The following is a 19140-nucleotide window of genomic DNA, read 5'->3' as shown; positions in this document are numbered from 1 at the left end:
TGCGAAGCAGGAACCCACCGAGGCCACCGGCGCCGGCTTGATGCCGGCACCGGCGCGGTAGGAATCCTCGTCCTTCAGGGCGAGGAGGATGTCAAACGACGCCAGCGCGCAGCAGGTCGTGCATGTTGAGCGCGCCCAGCAGGCGGGCGTCGCCGTCGCTGACCAGCAGGGCGTTGATCCGGTGGCTTTCCATCATCTCGAGTGCCTCGGCGGCCAGGGCGTCCGGGTGGACGGTGCGGCAGTCGCGGGTCATGACCTCGCCCACCCGCAGGGCGTGGATATCCCGCCCCTGGTCCAGGCAGCGGCGCAGATCGCCATCGGTGAATACCCCCAGGATCCGGTCATCACCGTCGACAACGGCCGTCATCCCCAGGCCCTTGCGGGTGATCTCCAGCAGCGCCTCGGCCAGCGGGGTCGCCTCCGCCACGCGGGGGATTCGCTGGCCGGTGTGCATCACGTCCTCCACCAGCAGGAGCAGGCGCCGCCCCAGGCGCCCGCCGGGGTGGGAGCGGGCGAAGTCGTCGGCGGTGAAGCCCCGCGCCTCGAGCAGGGCAATGGCCAGGGCGTCCCCCATGGCCAGCGCGGCGGTGGTGCTGGCGGTGGGGGCCAGGCCCAGCGGGCAGGCCTCCTGGGCGACGCTGACATCCAGGTGGTCGTCGGCCGCGCGGGCCAGGGTGGAGTCGGGGTTGCCGGTGAGCGCGATCAGCGGCACGTGCAGCCGCCGGATCAGCGGCAGGATGGTGGTGATCTCGCCGGTCTCGCCGGAGTTGGACAGGGCCATGACCACGTCGTCGCGGGTGATCATCCCCAGGTCGCCGTGGCTGGCCTCGCCCGGGTGGACGAAGAAGGCCGGGGTGCCGGTGCTGGCCAGGGTGGCGGCGATCTTGTTGGCGATGTGGCCCGATTTGCCCATGCCGGTGACCACGACGCGTCCGCGGCAGCCCAGCATGTGCCGGCAGGCGCGGGAGAAGGTCTCGTCCACCCGGTCGGTCAGCGTGCGGACCGCGTCGGCCTCCAGTTCCAGCACCGCTCGGCCCAGCGCGCGGAAGCGCTCGTCGCTGGGCGGCTCGCCGGCATGACGGCGTTGGCTCTCCACCAGGGTTTTTTGGGCGTTCATGTTTCTCCTCCGCCTGGGGGCGGGGCGGCAGGCCCCAGGGGCATCTGTTTGATTGTCAGGCGGCCAGGTTGTTCAGACCCAGCCAGGCCAGCCACACCAGCCACAGCAGCAGCAGAAAGGCCCCGGCCAACCGGCCCACGTGGCCCCGCTGGCGCAGGCCGTGGCTGAGCAGGAAGAAGACCAGGGTGATGCCGGCCATGGTGGCATAGTCGCGGCTCAGGGTGCCGGGTTCCAGCGCCACCGGCTTTAGCGCCGCTGCCAGGCCCAGCACCCCGAGCAGGTTGAACATATTGGAGCCGATGATATTGCCGATGGCAATGTCACCCTGCCCGCGGCGGGCGGCCGCCAGGCAGGTGGCCAACTCCGGCAGGCTGGTCCCCACCGCCACCAGCGTGAGCCCCACCACGGTCTCGGCGACCCCGATTCGGGCTGCGAGCCCGGTGGCGGCCCACACGGCTGTCTGAGCGCTGAGCAGCATCACGATCAGGCCGACCGTCAGCCAGAGCAGGGCGGGTGTGAGGCGCGAGGGAGTGGCGTCGGTTGGTGCGGTGGCGGGCGAGGGGAAGGCACCGCCGTTGTCGCCGTTACCCTGGCGGATGGCCCAGGCGAGCCAACCGGTCAGCAGCGCCAGTCCGGTCAGCAGTATCGCCCCGTCCAGGCGGTCGAGACCGCCGTCGAGCATCAGTAGCCAGGTGACCAGCATGACCAGCGCCATGGCCGGAACCTCGCGGCGCAGGATGTGTCCGCGGATGAACAGCGGCATGGCCAGCGCCGTCAGTCCCAGGATCAGGCCCATGTTGGCGATGTTCGAGCCGATGGCGTTGCCCACCGCCAGGCCGGGGCTGCCGGCCAGTGCCGCCAGCGCCGAGACCAGCATTTCCGGTGCCGAGGTGCCGAAGGCAACGATGGTCAGCCCCACCAGCAGGGGCGGCAGGCCGAGCAGGGTGGCCGTGGCCGAGGCACCGAGCACGAAGCGGTCGGCGCTCCAGGCCAGCAGGGCGAAGCTCACCCCCAGGATCAGGATCTGTACCAGCATGGCCGCAGTTTAATGCCTGACGCCCCGCGATGGTTAACGGAATACCTGGCTCCGGGGTGCGGTCTGTTTGACCGGCGGCCCGGTTGATCGGATACTGCGCCCACTTCAATACCGAACGGCCCGCTGCAGAGCCGGGCAGCCGTCAAGGACGCATCCTGTGCAAGAGACGAGCGCGACACCCTTACTGGCCGAGGTCCGCGGGCTGCACTTCAGCCGCGGGGGGCGGTCCATATTCAAAGGGGTGGACCTGGATATCCGCCAGGGCCAGGTGACCGCCATCATGGGGCCGAGTGGCACCGGTAAGACCACGCTGCTGAAGCTGATCGGTGGCCAGTTGCAACCGGACGCCGGCCGGGTCACGGTGGAGGGCGAGGATGTCCACCGCCTGCGGCGTGCGGCACTTTACCGGCTGCGCCGGCGCATGGGCATGCTGTTTCAGAGCGGGGCGTTGTTCACCGACGTCAACGTGTTCGAGAACGTGGCCTTCCCCATCCGCGAGCACACTCGGTTGCCCGAGCCGCTGATCCGCGACCTGGTGCTGATGAAACTGGAGGCGGTGGGCCTGCGCGGTGCGCGCGACCTCATGCCCGCGCAGCTTTCCGGCGGTATGGCCCGGCGGGTCGCCATGGCCCGCGCCATCGCCCTCGACCCCCACCTGGTCATGTACGACGAGCCCTTCACCGGCCAGGACCCGATCACCATGGGGGTGCTCGTGGACCTGATCCGGCGTCTGAACGACGCCCTGGGGCTCACCTCCGTGGTGGTCTCCCACGATGTGGCCGAGACCCTGAGCATCGCCGACTACGCCTACGTGCTCTCCGGCGGAGAGGTGGTGGCCGAGGGGGCCCCGGCGCAGTTGCGCGAGAGCGATAACCCCTGGCTGCGTCAGTTCCTGGACGGCCAGCCGGACGGGCCGGTGCCTTTCCATTACCCCGGCCGCACCCTGGCCGAAGACCTGCTGGAGCGTCCCGGACCATGATTGCAGAGGCCTTCCGCACGCTGGGTGCCCGCACCCTGGCCGCGCTGAGCGGCCTGGGAAGGGCTCATCTGCTCATGTTCCGGCTGCTGACCGGCTTGCTGACCGTGGTGTCGCGGCCGACCTACATCATCCAGCAGCTCTACGCTGTGGGGGTGCTGTCGCTAGTCATCATCGTGGTCTCCGGGCTGTTCGTGGGCATGGTGCTGGCCCTGCAGGGGTATTACACCCTGGTGGACTTCGGCGCGGCGGAATCCGTGGGTGTCCTGGTGGCCCTGTCGCTGCTGCGCGAGCTCGGGCCGGTGGTCACCGCGCTGCTGTTCGCCGGCCGTGCCGGCTCCTCGCTGACCGCCGAGGTGGGGCTCATGAAAGCCACCGAGCAGCTCTCCAGCATGGAGATGATGGCGGTGGACCCGGAGCTCCGGGTGATCGCGCCACGCTTTCTCGCCTGCGTGATCGCGGTGCCGCTGCTGGCGGGCATCTTCAGCCTGGTGGGGATCTACGGCGGCTACCTGGTGTCTGTAGGTCTGATCGGCCTGGACGGCGGGGCCTACTGGGGCAACATGCAATCGGCGGTGAGTTTCTCCGACGATGTGCTCAATGGCGTGATCAAGAGCGTGGTGTTCGGCATCGTGGTGGGCTGGATCGCCCTCTACAAGGGCTACGAGGCCATCCCCACCTCCGAGGGGGTCAGCCGGGCCACCACCCACGGCGTGGTGCACGCCTCGCTGGCGGTGCTGGGACTGGACTTCCTGCTCACCGCGCTGATGTTCGATTAACCGACGGACGATCCGGGAACGACAATGCAAACGACGCGAACCATGGAACTTTGGGTCGGGGTGTTCGTGGCCCTGGGGCTGGGCGCGGTATTCCTGTTGGCGCTGGAGGTCAGCGGCCTGGCGGAATTCCGCGAGCGGCCCAGTTACGAGGTCACGGCGCACTTCGACAACGTGGGCGGGCTGCGGGAAAAGGCGCCGGTGAACATGGCCGGGGTGCGCGTCGGCCAGGTCAAGTCCATCGAGCTGGACCCGCAGAGCTACCAGGCCCGGGTGGTGATGGCCATGGACCACCGCTTCGACCGGATACCCAGCGACTCCACCGCCGCCATCTACACCTCCGGGCTGCTCGGTGAGCAGTACGTGAGTCTCGACCCGGGCTGGGAGGAGGAGTACCTGAGCGCCGGTGACCGGATCACCAGCACCCAATCGGCGGTGGTTCTGGAACGAATCCTCGGCCAGTTCCTCTATAACCTCGGTGACGACGACTGAGCGGGAGCGCTGACATGCACGCATTCAAGACTTTCCTCGTGGGCCTGATCCTGTTGGCCTGGAGCCTGCCGGCGCTGGCGGACGAGCCGCCGGGGCCGCGCCAGGTGGTCGAGCGGGTGACCCAGGAGGTGCTGGACCTGCTGGATGAGCAGGCCGATGAGTTGCTGGAGGACCGGGTGGCGCTGTACGAGGCCATCGAGCCCATCGTCGGTCCCCACGTGGCGGTGGAGCGGGTGGCCGAGCAGATCCTCGGGCCGCACTGGCGCCGGGCCGACCCGGAGCTGCAGGAGCGCTTCCTCGTGGCCTTCGAGCGCAGCCTGGTGCGCACCTACGGCAGCACTATCGGTGAGTACCGGGGGCTGGACGTGCGGGTCCTGGGGGTGCGGCGCGATCCCAACCGGGACAATGTGGCCCAGGTGGGCATGGACATCCGCACCGGTAGTGGCTCGCCCGCCCGGGTGCTCTACGAGATGGAACGCCAGGAGGATGGCCACTGGCGGTTGATCAACCTCACGGCGGAGGGGATCAGCCTGGTGCAGAACTACCGCGAGGACTTCCGCAGCCGCCTGCGTGAGCGCAGCCTCGAAGAGGAAGTGGAGCGCATGGAGCGGCGTAACGCCGATGCGGGGCTGCAATGAGCGAGGCACAGCTCAAGCCGGCCGACGGTGCGGGGCTGTTTTGCCTCAGCGGTGACCTGAGCTTCGACACCGTGCCCGGGCTGTGGGCTCAGGCCGAGCGCCTGTTCCGGGACGCCGAGCGGGTGGAGCTGGACCTGGGGGCGGTGGGGCGCACCGACAGCGCCGGCCTGGCCCTGCTGGTGGCCCTGGCCCGGCGGGCCCGGCAGCGGGGGCGGAGCATCCGTTACACCCATTTCCCGGAGCAACTGCTCGCCATGGCCCGGTTGAGCGGGTTGGCCGGGTTGCTGGAGCTGGATGTCGGCCCGGCCTGAACGGCCGGTTTCTGCTTACCCGCCCGCTCGCGTTATACTGCCCGGCTACCTGGCGGCACACCGCCCACACCGACATTCCCGAACGGGGGTTCGAGCAATGATGGAACCGAGCGAAGTCGAGCGTCTGATCACCGATGGCATGCAGGTCGAGGACATCTCCGTGGTCGGCGATGGCCAGCACTTCGAGGCCCGCATCGTCAGCCCGGAGTTTGACGACAAGAGCCCGTTGCAGCGCCAGCGCCTGGTGAATGCCGTTCTCAAGGCGCATTTCGATAGCGGCAAGCTGCATGCCCTGGCCATGCAGACCCTGACCCCCGAGGAAGCCGCCCAGCAGGACAACTGAGCCCATGGAAAGACTGCTGATCCGCGGCGGGCGCCGCCTGGAGGGCGAAATCCGCATCTCCGGCGCCAAGAACGCGGCGCTGCCCATCATGGCAGCGACCTTGCTGGCCGATGGCCCGATGACCATCGGCAATATCCCGCACCTCCATGACATCACGACCACCATGGAGCTGCTGGGGCGCATGGGCGTTCGCCTGACCGTGGATGAGCGCATGCGGGTGGAGGCCGACCCGCGCAGCCTGCACAGCTGTCATGCGCCCTACGAACTGGTCAAGACCATGCGCGCCAGCATCCTCGTGCTGGGGCCGCTGCTCGCCCGCTACGGCGAGGCCCAGGTCTCGCTGCCCGGTGGCTGCGCCATCGGTTCCCGCCCGGTCAACCTGCACGTGGAGGGGCTGCGCGCCATGGGCGCCGACCTCACCGTGGAGGACGGGTACATCAAGGCGCGCTGCGAGCGGCTCAAGGGGGCGCGCATCGTGCTCGAGCTGGTCACTGTCACCGGCACCGAGAACCTGATGATGGCCGCCGCCCTGGCCGAGGGCACCACGGTGATCGAGAACGCCGCCCGTGAGCCCGAGGTGGTGGACCTGGCCAACTGCCTGAATGCCATGGGTGCGAACATCCAGGGCGCGGGCACCGACACCCTGACCATCGAGGGGGTGGACCGGCTCGATGGTATCCACTACGACGTGCTGCCCGACCGCATTGAATCCGGCACTTACCTGATCGCGGCCGCCATCACCGGCGGGCGTATCAAGCTCAAGGACACCGCACCCAAGCTGCTGGACGCGGTGCTGGTCAAGCTGGAGGAGGCCGGGGCGCGCGTCGAGAGCGGCGAGGACTGGATCAGCCTCGAGATGGACGGCCGGCCCCGGTCGGTCTCCGCGCGCACCGCCCCCTATCCCGGTTTCCCCACGGACATGCAGGCGCAGTTCTGCGCCCTGGACTGCATTGCCGAGGGCACCGGCACCATCACCGAGACGGTGTTCGAGAACCGCTTCATGCACTGCCTGGAGATGCAGCGCATGGGCGCCGACATCCGCATCGAAGGCAATACCGCTATCCTGCGCGGGGTGCCCAAGCTCAAGGGGGCCCCGGTGATGGCCACCGACCTGCGGGCCTCGGCCAGCCTCGTGCTGGCTGGCCTGGTGGCGGAGGGCGAGACCTGGGTGGACCGCATCTACCATATCGACCGCGGTTACGAGTGCATCGAGGAAAAGCTGGCGCAACTGGGCGCCGACATCCGCCGGGTGCCGGGCTGACCGGCATCCAAAGAAAAGCTGGACGCAACCGACATGTCCGACGCCGAGACCCTGACGCTGGCCCTCTCCAAGGGCCGCATCCTGGACGATACCCTGCCGCTGCTGGCCGATTGCGGCATTCGCCTCACCGAGGACCCGGGCCGCAGCCGCAAGCTGATCTTCGACACCACCATGCCCGGCGTGCGGGTCATCGTGGTGCGCGCCACCGATGTGCCCCCCTTCGTTGAGCATGGCGGTGCCGATATCGGCGTGGCCGGCAAGGACGTGCTCATGGAGTACGGCAGCACCGGCCTGTACGAGCCGCTGGACCTGAATATCGCCCGCTGCAGGATGATGGTCGCCGGCCACCCGGGCGCCAACGAGCGCCCCGGCCGGCTGCGGGTGGCTACCAAGTTCGTCAACATCGCCCGGCGCTATTACGCCGAGCAGGGGCGGCAGGTGGAGCTGATCAAGCTGTACGGGTCGATGGAGCTGGCGCCCCTGGTGGGGCTCGGGGATGTCATCGTCGACCTGGTGGACACCGGCAACACCCTGCGCGCCAACGGCCTGGAGCCGCTGGAACACATCACCGATATCAGCTCCCGGCTGGTGGTCAACAAGGCCTCCATGAAGATGAAGCACCGTCGCATCAAGGCCCTGCTGGCCCAGCTGGCGGAGGCCGTGGACGCCCGCCGCGAGTAAGCCGGCAGCGTCGCTGACAACCGCAATCGTGCAACCGGCAAGCGCAAGCCCGAGGTCAACATGTTCGAGATAAGCCGCCTCAGCACCAAGCAACCCGATTTCGATGCCGAGCTCGACAAGCTGGTGAGCTGGGATGCCCACGTGGGCGAGGACCTGGAAGCGACCGTGGCCGAGATCCTGCACGAGGTGCGCCATCGCGGCGACCGGGCCGTGCTGGACTACACCCGGCGTTTCGACCGCAGCGAGGCCCAGGGCGTGGCCGAGCTGGAGGTGTCCGCCGCCCGGCTCCGCCAGGCCCTGGACAACCTGCCCGCCGAGCAGCGGGATGCCCTGCAGGAGGCCGCCGACCGCATCCGGCGCTACGCCGAGCAGCAGAAGATGGCGGACTGGTCCTACACCGAGGAGGACGGGACCCTGCTGGGCCAGCAGGTCACGCCGCTGGACAGCGTCGGGGTCTACGTCCCCGGTGGCAAGGCCGCCTACCCGTCGTCGGTGCTGATGAACGTGGTGCCCGCCCGGGTGGCCGGCGTCGAGCGCGTGATCATGGTGGTGCCCGCCCCCGGTGGCGAGCCCAACGAGCTGGTGCTGGCGGCCGCCGCCATCGCCGGCGTGGACCGGGTCTTCACCGTGGGCGGCGCCCAGGCGGTGGGGGCCCTGGCGTACGGCACTGAGACCATCCCGGCCGTGGACAAGATCGTCGGCCCGGGCAACGCCTTCGTGGCCGAGGCCAAGCGCCGGGTGTTCGGCGTGGTGGGTATCGACATGATCGCCGGGCCCTCCGAGATCCTGGTCATCTGCGATGGGCAGACCGACCCGGAGTGGATTGCCCAGGATCTTTTCTCCCAGGCCGAGCATGACGAGGAGGCCCAGGCCATCCTGGTTTCGCCGGACCCGATGTTCCTGGACCAGGTGCAGTCCGCCATGGAGAGCGCCCTGCCGGAGATGGAGCGCTCCGAGATCATCCGCACGGCGCTGGCCAAGCGCGGCGCCCTGATCAACGTGCGCGACCTGCACGAGGCCGCCGAGGTGGCCAACCGCATCGCACCGGAGCACCTGGAGCTGTCGGTGGCTGAGCCGGAGAAACTGGCCGGATACATCCGCCACGCCGGGGCCATTTTCATGGGGCGGCACACGCCGGAGGCCCTGGGCGACTACTGCGCGGGCCCCAACCACGTGCTGCCCACCTCGCGCACGGCCCGTTTCGCCTCGCCGCTGGGTGTCTACGACTTCCAGAAGCGCAGCAGCCTGATCAATTGCTCGCCGGAGGGCTCGGCGCGGCTGGGCCGGATCGCCAGCGTGCTGGCCCGGGGCGAGGGGTTGACCGCCCACGCCCGCTCCGCCGAGCTGCGGGTGGAAGACCAGGAGGGCGAGCAGTGAGCGAGTCCTCGCGCAGTGCGCTGGTGGATGCCTGGGTGCGCCCCGAGGTGCGCGCGCTGAAGGCCTACCACGTACCGCCGCCGGCGGACGTGGTCAAGCTGGACGCCATGGAGAACCCCTGGCCCTGGCCGGGGGCGCTCACCAGCGCCTGGCAGCAGGCGCTGGCGGAGGTGGCGCTCAATCGTTACCCGGACGCCGGGGCCACCGAGCTGAAGCAGCGCCTGCGCAAGGCCATGGGCGTGCCCGAGGGGGCCGAGCTGATGCTCGGCAACGGCTCGGATGAGCTGATCCTGCTGGTCAATCTGCTGGTGGCAGGGCCCGGCCGGGTGGTGCTCACCCCCGCGCCGGGGTTCGCCATGTACCGCATCATCGCGCTGAACAGCGGCATGGCGTATCGCGAGGTGCCGCTGGGCGAGGACTTCGAGCTGGACGAGGCCGCCATGCTGGCAGCGCTGCGCGACGCCCAGCCCGCCGTGGTCTACCTCGCCTATCCCAACAACCCCACCGGCAATGCCTTCAACCGCGAGACGATCACGCGGATCATCCACGAGGCCCCGGGGCTGGTGGTGGTGGACGAGGCCTACTACGCCTTTGCCCGCGATAGCTTCCTGCCGGAGGTACTGGAGTACCCGAACCTGCTGGTGATGCGCACCGTCTCCAAGGTGGGGCTTGCCGGCCTGCGGCTGGGGCTGCTGGTGGGGCACCCGGACTGGTTGGCGGAGCTGGAGAAGCTGCGCCTGCCCTACAACATCAACGCCCTGACCCAGGCCAGTGCCAACTTTGCGCTGGAGCACCGGGCCCAGCTGGATAAAAGCGTGGCCGACATCATCACCGAGCGGGGGCGGCTGGCGGAGGCGCTGGCGACGGTACCGGGGGTCGTGCGGGTCTGGCCCAGCGAGGCCAACTTTCTCACCTTCCGGGTGTCACCGGGGCAGGCCACGGCGGTGCATCAGGGGCTGCAGGGCCGGGGCGTGCTCATCAAGAACCTGCACGGCAGTCATCCGCAGTTGTCCGATTGCCTGCGGGTCACGGTGGGCCAGCCCGGCGAGAACGCCCGCTTCCTGGAAGCGCTGACCGACGCGCTGTCAGCGTAACTGCGGCTGCGGGGCCTGCTGCTCGTCCTGCGCAGGCCGTTCCTCCACCTCGATGGTCAGCGTTTTCTCTTCGCCGTCGCGCACGATACGCATGGTCAGTTCGTCTCCGGGCAGCTTGCCGGTCACCCGTTGGAGCAGGGTCTGGGCGTCCACCGCCCGCTCATCTTCGACGTGCGTGACCACGTCTCCCGGCCGCAGGCCGGCCTCCGAGGCCGGACCGCCGCGCAGGACGCCGGAGATGACGATCCCCGACTCCTGGTCCAGCCCGAAGGACTCGGCCAGCATGGGGCTGAGTGTCTGCGCCTGCACGCCGATCCAGCCGCGGACCACGCGGCCTTCCTCCACGATGCTGTCCAGCACCGACACCGCCAGGTGCGCCGGGATGGCGAAACCGATGCCCTGGTGGCCGCCGGTGCGGCTGAAGATGGCGGTGTTGATGCCCACCAGCCGACCCTCGGCGTTGATCAGCGCGCCACCGGAGTTGCCCGGGTTGATGGCCGCATCGGTCTGGATGAAGTTCTCGAAGGTGGTCAGGCCCAGCTGATCGCGGCCGGTGGCGCTGACAATGCCCATGGTCACCGTCTGACCGACGCCAAACGGGTTGCCGATGGCGAGGACGACGTCCCCCACCCTGAGCGCCCGATCGTCGGCGAGTTGGATGACCGGCAGGCGGTCCAGCTCGATCCGCAGCACCGCCAGGTCGGTATCGGGGTCGCGGCCCACCACGCTGGCCAGCGCCTCGCGGCCGTCCGCCAGCAGCACCTGGATCTCGTCGGCGTCATCAATGACGTGGTTGTTGGTGACCACGTATCCCTGGTCGCTGAAGATTACCCCCGACCCCAGGCTGGTCTGGGTGCGTTCGCGCGGTTGCTGCGGGGTGATGTCGCCGAAAAAGCGGCGAAAGAAGGGGTCGTCGAACAGGGGATGCTGCTCCTGCTGGACGGTCTTCGTGGTGTAAATGTTCACCACCGCGGGCTGGGCCTGCTCCACGGCGTCGGCGTAGGAGGCCGGCCCGGCGGCGGGCCGGACCTGGGCGATCTGGGGCGCCACGGGCTGAGTGACCGTGTCGCCATTTTCCGGGCGGGCATTGCCGTCGTCCTGCATGCCGACCAGGTCGGGGCGCAGCCCGATGATCACCGCGGCCAGCAGCAGGCCGATCGCGGTGTAGCTGAACAGGAATCGCATCAGGCGCGGCAGTTTCATGGGTATCTCCGGGGTGCCCGGGAGTCGTAAGCTCACGGGGTGGCGCCAAGGGCGGCCTGATATTGTAAGGTAACTGGTTCGCAAACGCAGGAGGAGGTGGGATGGTTTCGCTCCGGGCACTGACCGAATGCATCGATGGCTGGTTGCAGCCAACCCTGGTCACTGACTACGCCCCCAACGGCCTGCAGGTGGAGGGCCGGTCCGAGGTGGCGCACCTGGTCACCGGCGTGACGGCCAGCCAGGCGTTTCTCGAGCAGGCGATCGAGGCCGGGGCCGATGCCGTGCTGGTCCATCATGGCTACTTCTGGAAAGGGGAGCCCGCGCCCCTGGTCGGCATGAAGGGCAGGCGCGTTGCCCGCCTGATGCGCGCCAATGTCAGTCTGCTGGCCTATCATCTGCCCCTGGACGTCCACCCGCGACTGGGCAACAACGCCCGCCTGGGCGAAGTGCTTCGTCTGCCGGCCGCCTCGGGGTTTCCCCTGGCTGGCCTGGAGGGCTTGGGCAGGGAGACCGCGCTGGCCGTTCCGGAGCGGCTGCAGGACTTCGCCGCCCGCGTGGGGCAGGCGCTCTCCCGCGAGCCGATCGTGGTCCCGGGTGGCTCACACCCGGTACAGCGGGTCGCCTGGTGCACCGGCGGTGGCCAGGATTTCATCCACCAGGTGGTGGCGCGCGGTGCCGACACGTTCATCAGCGGTGAGATCTCCGAGCGCACCACCCACGCTGCACGGGAGCTCGGCGTACACTATCTTTGTGCGGGGCATCACGCGACGGAGCGATACGGCGTGCAGGCGCTGGGCGAGGCGCTGGCCGGGGAGCTGGGCGTGCGACATACTTACATTGAGGTAGACAACCCGGCCTGAGCGGGCCGAAACCCATTCAATTTGTGTGACATAGTGTCGCATGATCGCTGGCAAAACCGGGGCCTGGCCCCGCCCCGAGGCTTGCTTCGACCCCTGCACACGGCGTTGAGTTCCAAAGAGTTACCTTGACCTTCCGGGGCGTATATTGGATGCTTATGCGCCGAAGTTTTGGGCGCCCTATTCAGGGTTAACTCCAAATAAATGACAATGGCCCCGGGGCCAACACCGGGATGACCCTAGCGGCTTCCTAACGATCTGACAGTTTCAGAGGTCTTCCATGAAACAGGATGGCGTGGACAAAGGCAGGCGCCGCATCCTCACGGGTGCTGCCACAGTAGTGGGTGGCGTCGGTCTGGCGTTTACCGTGACCCCCTTTATCAAGTACTGGCAGCCCAGCGCCCGCGCGCTGGCCGCAGGTGCGCCGGTGGAGGTGGACCATACCAAGCTGAGTGAGGGCCAGTTGCTCAACGTCGAGTGGCGTGGGCAGCCGGTCTTCGTGGTGCGCCGCACTGAGGATCAGCTGGCGCAGCTGGAAGAAGTTCGTGACCGCTTGCGTGATCCTGACTCCGAGGTTGTGGAGCAGCAGCCGGAGTACGCGCGCAACGAGCACCGCTCCCGCGACCCCGAGTTCTTCGTGGTCATCGGGGTCTGCACCCACCTGGGTTGCTCGCCGGGCTACTTCCCCGAGGTGGAGGCCCAGCCGTTCGACCCGAACTGGCGGGGCGGTTTCTTCTGCGGCTGCCACGCTTCCCGGTTCGACATTGCCGGTCGCGTTTTCCGCGGCGTCCCGGCCGGCACCAACCTGGTGGTCCCGCGGTACAAGTTCACCGATGAAGACACCATCCTCATCGGCGAGGACGAGGAGGGCATGGCCTGATGAGCTACAACACAGAAAAAGCTCAGGGTGGGCTCTTGGGGTGGGTCGACGCCCGCTTTCCGCTCACCCAGATGTGGCGGGAGCACCTGAGCGAATACTATGCTCCGAAAAACTTCAACTTTTGGTACTTCTTCGGGTCGCTGGCCCTGTTGGTGCTGGTCATCCAGATCATCTCCGGCATCTGGTTGACCTTCAACTTCAAACCCACCGAGGCGGAGGCCTTCACCTCGGTCGAGTTCATCATGCGCGACACGGAGTGGGGGTGGCTGATCCGCTACATCCACTCCACCGGCGCCTCGGCCTTCTTCGTGGTGGTCTACCTCCACATGTTCAGGGGCATGATGTATGGCTCCTACCAGAAGCCGCGTGAGCTGATCTGGATTTTCGGCTGCCTGATCCTGCTGGTGCTGATGGCCGAGGCCTTCATGGGCTACGTGCTGCCCTGGGGCCAGATGTCCTACTGGGGCGCGCAGGTCATCATCTCGCTGTTCGGGGCAATTCCGATCATCGGTGAGCCGCTGGTGGTCTGGATCATGGGTGACTTCCTCATCTCCGAGGCCACCCTGGGCCGGTTCTTCGCCCTGCACGTCATCGCCCTGCCGCTGGTGCTGATCGCCCTGGTGGTGGCGCACATCCTGGCGCTGCACGAGGTGGGGTCCAACAACCCCGACGGCATCGACATCAAGAAGCACAAGGACGAGAACGGCAAGCCGCTGGACGGCATCCCGTTCCACCCCTACTACACCGTCAAGGACCTGGTGGGTGTGGGCGTGTTCCTGGTCTTCTTCTCCGTGGTGGTGTTCTTTATCCCGGAGGTGGGTGGCTACTTCATCAAGTACGACAACTTCATCCCCGCGGACCCGCTGACGACGCCGGAGCACATTCCGCCGGTGTGGTACTTCGCGCCGCACTACGCGATCCTGATGTCCATCCCGGACAAGCTGCTGGGCGTGCTCACCATGGGGGCGGCCATCGGCGTGCTGTTCCTGCTGCCCTGGATCGACCGCGGCAAGGTGCGTTCCATCCGCTATCGTGGCCTGGGCTTCAAGATCGCGCTGTTCGCCTTCGCGGCCGCGTTCATCATCCTGGGTTACGTCGGTACCCAGCCGGTGACGCCGATGACCACGATCATCGGTCGTATCTGCGCGTTGGTGTACTTCGGTTACTTCGTCTTCCTCTGGGTCTACACCGCGTTCGATCTGGAGAAGACCAAGCCGGTTCCGGAAAGGGTGACGTCCTGATGATGAAGAGATTCCTGCTAATCGCAATGCTGGCGCTGGCCCCCCTCGGGGCCAGCAGCGCCGACCCCAGGGATGGCCTGGAGTTCAGTGCTGATCCGTACGACACCGATTCCATCCGGCGTGGTGCGGGGCTGTTCGTCAACTACTGCATGGGCTGCCACTCGGTGGAGCTCCTGCGGTGGAACCGGATGGCCCAGGACCTGGGTATGGAGGAGGAAGACGTCATCGAGAACATGATCTTCGGTGAACAGGAGTTCCATGATCCGATGATGTCCTCCATGGACCCGGCGGATGGCGAGGAGTGGTTCGGCATTGAACCGCCGGACCTGTCGCTGACCGGGCGGTCCCTGGGTGCGGAGTGGATCTACAAGTTCCTCAACACCTTCTATCGGGACGACACCTCCGATGTCGGCGTGGATAACCTGATGCTGGGCGGCAGCTCCATGCCGCACGTGCTCTCCAGCCTGCAGGGCATGCCGGAGGCGGTGCGTGACGACGACGGCAACATCGTGGACCTGGAGGTGCCCGAGCATCGCCAGGGCATCATGTCGCCGGAGGAGTATCAGCAGGCCACGGCGGATATCACCAACTTCCTGGCCTATGCAGCGGAGCCCATCAAGGCCTACCGCATGCAGCTGGGTTTCAAGGTGATCCTCTTCCTGCTGTTCATGACCGTCATCTTCTATGCGCTGAAGCGCGAGTACTGGAAGGACGTCCATTAAGGGGGTCTTTCACCGGCCTGGCCGTGGCGTGCTCCGCCGCGGCCGGGCGGTTTCGTTTCTGGTCGAGGGGTCTTGCCCATGGGGGCAGTGAACCGACGTTCGGTAATCACACTGTATTCCGATCCTGATGCGCTGGACAGCCATCGGGTCCGTTTTGTGTTGGCGGAGAAGGGTATTGATGCCAACCTGGTCTCGGTGGATCCGTCGGACCCACCGGAGGACCTGCAGGAGCTCAATCCCTACTGCGCCACGCCGACGCTCGTCGACCGTGAGCTGTCGTTGTACGACTCGCGGGTGATCGTGGAGTACCTGGACGAACGCTATCCCCACCCGCCGCTCATGCCGGTGGATCCCGTCTCCCGGGCCAAGGCCCGGTTGGTGGTCTCGCGGGTGGAGCGGGACTGGTATCCACTGGTGGAGCAGTTGGCGGGTGGCAAGGGGCGCGGCCAGGCCGCGGCGCGCAAGGAGCTCGGTGAGGGCGTGGTAGCCAGTGACCCGCTGTTCCAGGGCTATCCCTATCTGCTCAGCGAGGAGTTGAGCGTCATGGACTGCGCGGTGCTGCCGGTGCTCTGGCGGCTCTCTGCCTTGGGCGTGGACCTGCCCGGGCGGGCGGAGAACCTGCAGGCGTACATGGAGCGCATGTTCGAGCGCCCCTCATTCCAGAAGTCACTGTCCGATATCGAGAAGGTCATGCGCAACTGACGCGTCTGACACGGAGTATTGATGACATCAAGTAGACCGTATCTAATCCGCGCGCTTTACGAGTGGATCGTGGATAACGGGCTCACCCCCTATCTGTTGGTCAACGCCGAGCATGAAGGCCTGTTGGCCCCGATGGAATACGTGGACGCCGGCAAACTGGTGCTCAACGTGGCGCCGCGTGCGGTGCAGCACCTGACCATGGGGAATGAGGCCGTGGAGTTCTCCGCCCGGTTCGGCGGCGTGGCGCAGGAAGTGCGGGTGCCCGTGATGGCGGTGATGGCCATCTACGCCCGGGAGAACGGGCAGGGCATGCTCTTCGGCGAGGGCGACGAAGAGGGGGGCAACGGCACCCCGCCGGAGGGTGGTGGCCCCGAGGGTGATGGGCCCGACGGCCCGGACGGCGGCGGCCGCCCGAACCTGCGGGTGGTGAAGTAGGGCCGTCCGCAGGGTCCCGAACTGGTGGCGCCGGTCAGGCGCCGCCGAACAGGTGCTGGTCGATCAGGTCGCACAGACAGTGGATGGCCAGCAGATGCACCTCCTGGATCCGCGCCGTGGTATCGGACGGCACCCGGATCTCCACATCCCGCTCCCCCAGCAAACCAGCCATCGCGCCCCCGTCTTTCCCGCTCAATGCCACTACGGCCATGCCCCGTTCGTGGGCAGCGTTCACCGCGGCATTCACGTTAGCTGAGCTGCCGCTGGTGCTGATCGCCAGCAGCACGTCCTGCGGGTGGCCCAGGGCGCGGACCTGCTTGGAGAAGATCTCCTCGTAGCTGTAGTCGTTGGCAATCGAGGTCAGGGTGGAGCTGTCGGTGGTCAGGGCTACCGCCGGCAAGCCGGGGCGCTCCATCTCGAAGCGGTTGAGCAGTTCGGAGGAGAAGTGCTGCGCATCGCCTGCCGAGCCGCCATTGCCGCAGCTAAGGATCTTCCCCTCCGCCTGTAGCGCCTGGGCCATCAGGTGCCCGGCGTCGGCAATGCTCTCGGTCACGGCATCCATGGCCATCTGCTTGGTCCGGATGCTCTCGTGGAAGTGTTGGACGATGCGGTCATGCGGGTTCATGAAGACTCCGGAAGCTAACGACTCAGATGGGCGCAAGGTTAGCGTTCAGGCCGTTCCCTTGGCAATTGCCGCCCGCGGCGCTGGCCGGGGTCAGGGGGCGGCGCTGAAGGCGTTGCGCAGCCATTCCGGCTGGCCGTCCGCGGAGAAGGCGACGACATCGAACCGGCAGAGGGCCTGATGGGTAAGGCGGCGGGCCTGGAGCCAGTGGGCGGCCGCCCGGGCCAGCCGACGCTGTTTGCGCGGGGTGATGGACGCCAGCGGACCGCCGTAATCCGGGTTGCTGCGCACCCGGACCTCCACGAAGACCACGACGCCGCGATCGTCGCGCATGATCAGGTCGAGCTCGCCCGCACGGCAGCGGTAGTTCCGCTCGAGCAATGCCAGGCCCTGCGCCTGCAGGTAGGCGGCGGCTTGCGCCTCCCCGTCGGCGCCCACCCGCAGGTGCGGCGCGCGCGGCGTGGGTGTGCTCACAGGGTCAGCTCCTCCGCGGCCTCCTCGCGCAGCAACTCCGGGCCCTCACCGCCATAGCGGGCAGGCAGCAGGCCGCGGAGGATGCGCCCCCGCTCGTCCATTTCCAGCCGGCCGCTGAAGCCGTCGATGCGCTCGCCGCCCCGTTCCCGCAGCAGCTCCACGTAGGGGACAAGCCGGTAAGCGTCCACGCCCAGGGCGAACAGACGGCCATGGCTGGCCATGGGTTCGGGCCAGAGCTCCTCCAGGGTGGCACGGTCCAGGCCGTCGTCGGTCCGCACACCGGCGTTCAGCATCCACGGTGTTTCCATGAACAGCACGCCCTCCAGGTCGCTCCAGAGTTCCTGGTCCGGCTGGCTGGCGTGCATGTGCGAGGTGCCGAGCACCGGGAGGCCAACGCCCTGGTGGTAATGCAGCTGCGTCACCACCAGCCGTGCCTGCGGTGCGGTTGCACCCAGGAAGAGGAACTCCGCGTCCTGGCGCCGGCGGTCCACGTGCTCCACGCTGCGCTGCAGGGTGGAGCGCAGCTGGCGGGCGCGACGCTCTCCAATGTCCAGGTTCAGCAGCGCGCGCAATGGCTGGCTGTGGTCTGAACGGTCGGATTGGAACCGCTGCCGCTCCAGCACCTCGCCGCCCTCGGCCTCGAAGGCCTCGGTGAAGGCTTCGGCGAGCCGTTCACCCCAGTTGCCGTCGGGGACCAGCACCAGCGCGCGCTGCCAGCCCCTGTCGCGGGCGTGGCGCGCGGCCTCGGCGGCGTCGTCCTCCGGGGCCAGGCCAAACTGGTAGAGCCCGGGTATGCTCTCGATGCCGCGGGAGACCGTGTTCAGTGCCAGCACCGGGACCGGAAGGTCATCGGCGCGGGCCAGGGCGTCCACCTGGTCTTTTTCCAATGGGCCGATCACCAGGTCGGCGCCGTCCTCCACCGCCTGCCGGTACAGGGGGATGATCTCCTGGCCGGCGCTGTCCAGGATGCGGATGTCGGGGCCGCCACCGTCGCCGGCCAGGTGGGCGGCCATGATCCCGTCGCGGATGGCCTGGCCGGCGTCCGCCAGCGGGCCGCTCAGCGGCAGGAGCACGGCGATTTCCTCCGGCTCGATCACCCGTTCCCGGTACTCGCCGACGGTATGAGCCAGCACGTGGGGGCCGCCCGGGTGGTCGGGGAACTGGCGTTCCCAGCGGGCCAGGGCATCGTCCAGCTGGCGCGGCTCCAGGCGGTAGTTGCGCACCAGCCAGGCCAGTTCGATCCAGCCGCCCAGCCGGTCGGCGGAGACCGGGCGCCGGTCCTGCAGACTGCCCAGCGGAGCGTTGTCCAGCAGCGACCAGGTCTGTTCGTGATTGTGTTTCAGGGCCTGCTCATCCGACAGCCATTCACTGCGCTCCACCAGTGCCCGGGCGGCGTCCACCGGCAGGTCGAGTTGCTCCAGCGCCCCGGCCCTGACCTGGTAGTAGCGCTCGGCGAAGGCATCGGGTGGGGTCATGGGCTGAATGGTGCGCCAGGCGGACAGCACCTGACCGCTCGCGAGCTTCAGGCTTGCTTCCAGCAGCTGCTTGCGCGCCTCCTGGGTTTCGTCCAGGGAGACGTCCGCAAGGTCCTCCAGGTGGTCGCGTACCCGCGCCGTCTGGCCCATGTCAGCCTGCATCTCCGCCAGGCGCAGGGTCCAGGTGGCTGCCTCATCGTCCTCCGGCGCGGCCTCTAGGGCGGCCCGGAAATGCGCCTCGGCCGTTTCGGGGTCACCGCGGCGTGCGGCCTTTTCGCCGCGTTCGGCCTGCTCCCGGGCCGTTTCCGCCGGCGGGACTTCCGGCTCGGGCGCCGGCGGCTCCGGCGGCGCGCAGGCGTAAAGGAGGGTGGTGAGTAGCAGAACGGCTAGAAGGCGATAGCGCATGGTGATCATCTCTGGCCGGCGG

The 19140-nt window shown here is 67.9% G+C and carries 22 protein-coding genes; 16 read left to right on the top strand and 6 right to left on the bottom strand.

Translation table 11 applies throughout. The features are described 5' to 3' along the window. Nucleotides 1–91 precede the first annotated feature (91 nt). Nucleotides 92–1117 (bottom strand): KpsF/GutQ family sugar-phosphate isomerase, encoded by a 1026-nt coding sequence (locus DFR31_RS12895; protein ID WP_245971198.1) that lies wholly within the window; start codon nucleotides 1115–1117, stop codon nucleotides 92–94. A gap of 55 nt (nucleotides 1118–1172) precedes the next feature. Next, a complete protein-coding gene (locus tag DFR31_RS12890) occupies nucleotides 1173–2153 on the bottom strand; it encodes a calcium/sodium antiporter (protein WP_121443093.1) in 981 nt (326 codons plus the stop codon). Nucleotides 2154–2310: 157 nt separating this feature from the next. Between DFR31_RS12890 and DFR31_RS12885 the strand changes: the two genes are divergently transcribed. The 10 genes from DFR31_RS12885 to hisC all read left to right on the top strand — a co-directional run bounded on the left by DFR31_RS12885 (nucleotide 2311) and on the right by hisC (nucleotide 10102). Continuing rightward, nucleotides 2311–3132 (top strand): ABC transporter ATP-binding protein, encoded by an 822-nt coding sequence (locus DFR31_RS12885; protein WP_121443092.1) that lies wholly within the window; start codon nucleotides 2311–2313, stop codon nucleotides 3130–3132. Beyond that, complete coding sequence (mlaE, locus tag DFR31_RS12880) at nucleotides 3129–3908, top strand: lipid asymmetry maintenance ABC transporter permease subunit MlaE (protein WP_121443091.1); 780 nt, start codon at nucleotides 3129–3131, stop codon at nucleotides 3906–3908. Before DFR31_RS12885 ends, mlaE begins: the two co-directional genes overlap by 4 nt. 24 nt (nucleotides 3909–3932) lie before the next feature. Beyond that, nucleotides 3933–4397, top strand: a complete 465-nt coding sequence (gene mlaD / locus DFR31_RS12875) for an outer membrane lipid asymmetry maintenance protein MlaD (RefSeq protein ID WP_121443090.1) — start codon at nucleotides 3933–3935, stop codon at nucleotides 4395–4397. Nucleotides 4398–4411: 14 nt separating this feature from the next. Further along, on the top strand, nucleotides 4412–5035 hold the full coding sequence (locus tag DFR31_RS12870; RefSeq protein WP_121443089.1) for an MlaC/ttg2D family ABC transporter substrate-binding protein: 624 nt from the start codon (nucleotides 4412–4414) through the stop codon (nucleotides 5033–5035). Beyond that, nucleotides 5032–5346, top strand: a complete 315-nt coding sequence (locus DFR31_RS12865) for an STAS domain-containing protein (RefSeq protein WP_121443088.1) — start codon at nucleotides 5032–5034, stop codon at nucleotides 5344–5346. Before DFR31_RS12870 ends, DFR31_RS12865 begins: the two co-directional genes overlap by 4 nt. Nucleotides 5347–5443: 97 nt before the next feature. Next, a complete protein-coding gene (locus tag DFR31_RS12860) occupies nucleotides 5444–5689 on the top strand; it encodes a BolA family protein (protein ID WP_121443087.1) in 246 nt (81 codons plus the stop codon). 4 nt (nucleotides 5690–5693) lie between these two features. Then, nucleotides 5694–6950 carry a UDP-N-acetylglucosamine 1-carboxyvinyltransferase gene (gene murA, locus DFR31_RS12855; RefSeq protein ID WP_121443086.1) on the top strand — a complete coding sequence of 419 codons (1257 nt, stop codon included), beginning with the start codon at nucleotides 5694–5696 and terminating at the stop codon, nucleotides 6948–6950. Nucleotides 6951–6983: 33 nt separating this feature from the next. Then, nucleotides 6984–7631, top strand: a complete 648-nt coding sequence (hisG, locus tag DFR31_RS12850) for an ATP phosphoribosyltransferase (protein WP_121443085.1) — start codon at nucleotides 6984–6986, stop codon at nucleotides 7629–7631. Nucleotides 7632–7691: 60 nt separating this feature from the next. After that, nucleotides 7692–9008 (top strand): histidinol dehydrogenase, encoded by a 1317-nt coding sequence (gene hisD / locus DFR31_RS12845; RefSeq protein WP_121443084.1) that lies wholly within the window; start codon nucleotides 7692–7694, stop codon nucleotides 9006–9008. After that, nucleotides 9005–10102, top strand: coding sequence for a histidinol-phosphate transaminase (gene hisC, locus DFR31_RS12840; protein WP_121443083.1), 1098 nt, complete (start codon nucleotides 9005–9007; stop codon nucleotides 10100–10102). The genes hisD and hisC overlap by 4 nt, the downstream gene beginning before the upstream one ends. On the opposite strand, the gene DFR31_RS12835 is transcribed toward hisC, so the two are convergent. Beyond that, on the bottom strand, nucleotides 10094–11305 hold the full coding sequence (locus DFR31_RS12835; protein WP_281273369.1) for a S1C family serine protease: 1212 nt from the start codon (nucleotides 11303–11305) through the stop codon (nucleotides 10094–10096). The genes hisC and DFR31_RS12835 overlap by 9 nt on opposite strands. Before the next feature lie 101 nt (nucleotides 11306–11406). Between DFR31_RS12835 and DFR31_RS12830 the strand changes: the two genes are divergently transcribed. From DFR31_RS12830 to DFR31_RS12805, 6 genes are all read left to right on the top strand, one after another. Continuing rightward, the gene (locus DFR31_RS12830) at nucleotides 11407–12165 is read left to right on the top strand and encodes a Nif3-like dinuclear metal center hexameric protein (protein WP_121443082.1); all 759 of its coding nucleotides are present in this window, start codon (nucleotides 11407–11409) and stop codon (nucleotides 12163–12165) included. A 277-nt stretch (nucleotides 12166–12442) separates the two neighbouring features. Beyond that, nucleotides 12443–13042 carry a ubiquinol-cytochrome c reductase iron-sulfur subunit gene (petA, locus tag DFR31_RS12825; protein WP_121443081.1) on the top strand — a complete coding sequence of 200 codons (600 nt, stop codon included), beginning with the start codon at nucleotides 12443–12445 and terminating at the stop codon, nucleotides 13040–13042. Beyond that, nucleotides 13039–14283, top strand: a complete 1245-nt coding sequence (locus tag DFR31_RS12820) for a cytochrome b (RefSeq protein ID WP_425452577.1) — start codon at nucleotides 13039–13041, stop codon at nucleotides 14281–14283. The genes petA and DFR31_RS12820 overlap by 4 nt, the downstream gene beginning before the upstream one ends. Next, on the top strand, nucleotides 14283–15005 hold the full coding sequence (locus tag DFR31_RS12815) for a cytochrome c1 (protein WP_245971197.1): 723 nt from the start codon (nucleotides 14283–14285) through the stop codon (nucleotides 15003–15005). The genes DFR31_RS12820 and DFR31_RS12815 overlap by 1 nt, the downstream gene beginning before the upstream one ends. Before the next feature lie 78 nt (nucleotides 15006–15083). Next, nucleotides 15084–15707 carry a glutathione S-transferase N-terminal domain-containing protein gene (locus DFR31_RS12810; protein WP_121443079.1) on the top strand — a complete coding sequence of 208 codons (624 nt, stop codon included), beginning with the start codon at nucleotides 15084–15086 and terminating at the stop codon, nucleotides 15705–15707. 21 nt (nucleotides 15708–15728) lie between these two features. After that, the gene (locus DFR31_RS12805) at nucleotides 15729–16142 is read left to right on the top strand and encodes a ClpXP protease specificity-enhancing factor (RefSeq protein WP_121443078.1); all 414 of its coding nucleotides are present in this window, start codon (nucleotides 15729–15731) and stop codon (nucleotides 16140–16142) included. Between the two features lie 34 nt (nucleotides 16143–16176). On the opposite strand, the gene DFR31_RS12800 is transcribed toward DFR31_RS12805, so the two are convergent. The 3 genes from DFR31_RS12800 to DFR31_RS12790 all read right to left on the bottom strand — a co-directional run bounded on the left by DFR31_RS12800 (nucleotide 16177) and on the right by DFR31_RS12790 (nucleotide 19118). After that, nucleotides 16177–16767, bottom strand: coding sequence for a phosphoheptose isomerase (locus tag DFR31_RS12800; protein ID WP_121443077.1), 591 nt, complete (start codon nucleotides 16765–16767; stop codon nucleotides 16177–16179). 90 nt (nucleotides 16768–16857) lie between these two features. After that, nucleotides 16858–17238: a YraN family protein gene (locus DFR31_RS12795; protein WP_211328312.1), complete on the bottom strand. Its 381-nt coding sequence runs from the start codon at nucleotides 17236–17238 to the stop codon at nucleotides 16858–16860. Further along, on the bottom strand, nucleotides 17235–19118 hold the full coding sequence (locus tag DFR31_RS12790; protein WP_170153694.1) for a penicillin-binding protein activator: 1884 nt from the start codon (nucleotides 19116–19118) through the stop codon (nucleotides 17235–17237). Before DFR31_RS12790 ends, DFR31_RS12795 begins: the two co-directional genes overlap by 4 nt. Nucleotides 19119–19140: the final 22 nt, after the last annotated feature.

This window comes from Alkalispirillum mobile (assembly GCF_003664325.1).
Lineage (GTDB): Bacteria > Pseudomonadota > Gammaproteobacteria > Nitrococcales > Halorhodospiraceae > Alkalilimnicola > Alkalilimnicola mobilis.
This window is presented reverse-complemented; position numbering and strand designations above follow the sequence as displayed.

Bases quoted from the DNA above. Each gene is read 5' to 3' on its own strand.
- DFR31_RS12895 (WP_245971198.1), bottom strand. From the start codon at position 1,117: ATGAACGCCCAAAAAACCCTGGTGGAGAGCCAACGCCGTCATGCCGGC.
- DFR31_RS12890 (WP_121443093.1), bottom strand. From the start codon at position 2,153: ATGCTGGTACAGATCCTGATCCTGGGGGTGAGCTTCGCCCTGCTGGCC.
- mlaE (WP_121443091.1), top strand. From the start codon at position 3,129: ATGATTGCAGAGGCCTTCCGCACGCTGGGTGCCCGCACCCTGGCCGCG.
- mlaD (WP_121443090.1), top strand. From the start codon at position 3,933: ATGCAAACGACGCGAACCATGGAACTTTGGGTCGGGGTGTTCGTGGCC.
- DFR31_RS12870 (WP_121443089.1), top strand. From the start codon at position 4,412: ATGCACGCATTCAAGACTTTCCTCGTGGGCCTGATCCTGTTGGCCTGG.
- DFR31_RS12865 (WP_121443088.1), top strand. From the start codon at position 5,032: ATGAGCGAGGCACAGCTCAAGCCGGCCGACGGTGCGGGGCTGTTTTGC.
- DFR31_RS12860 (WP_121443087.1), top strand. From the start codon at position 5,444: ATGATGGAACCGAGCGAAGTCGAGCGTCTGATCACCGATGGCATGCAG.
- murA (WP_121443086.1), top strand. From the start codon at position 5,694: ATGGAAAGACTGCTGATCCGCGGCGGGCGCCGCCTGGAGGGCGAAATC.
- hisG (WP_121443085.1), top strand. From the start codon at position 6,984: ATGTCCGACGCCGAGACCCTGACGCTGGCCCTCTCCAAGGGCCGCATC.
- hisD (WP_121443084.1), top strand. From the start codon at position 7,692: ATGTTCGAGATAAGCCGCCTCAGCACCAAGCAACCCGATTTCGATGCC.
- DFR31_RS12835 (WP_281273369.1), bottom strand. From the start codon at position 11,305: ATGAAACTGCCGCGCCTGATGCGATTCCTGTTCAGCTACACCGCGATC.
- DFR31_RS12830 (WP_121443082.1), top strand. From the start codon at position 11,407: ATGGTTTCGCTCCGGGCACTGACCGAATGCATCGATGGCTGGTTGCAG.
- petA (WP_121443081.1), top strand. From the start codon at position 12,443: ATGAAACAGGATGGCGTGGACAAAGGCAGGCGCCGCATCCTCACGGGT.
- DFR31_RS12815 (WP_245971197.1), top strand. From the start codon at position 14,283: ATGATGAAGAGATTCCTGCTAATCGCAATGCTGGCGCTGGCCCCCCTC.
- DFR31_RS12810 (WP_121443079.1), top strand. From the start codon at position 15,084: ATGGGGGCAGTGAACCGACGTTCGGTAATCACACTGTATTCCGATCCT.
- DFR31_RS12805 (WP_121443078.1), top strand. From the start codon at position 15,729: ATGACATCAAGTAGACCGTATCTAATCCGCGCGCTTTACGAGTGGATC.
- DFR31_RS12800 (WP_121443077.1), bottom strand. From the start codon at position 16,767: ATGAACCCGCATGACCGCATCGTCCAACACTTCCACGAGAGCATCCGG.
- DFR31_RS12790 (WP_170153694.1), bottom strand. From the start codon at position 19,118: ATGCGCTATCGCCTTCTAGCCGTTCTGCTACTCACCACCCTCCTTTAC.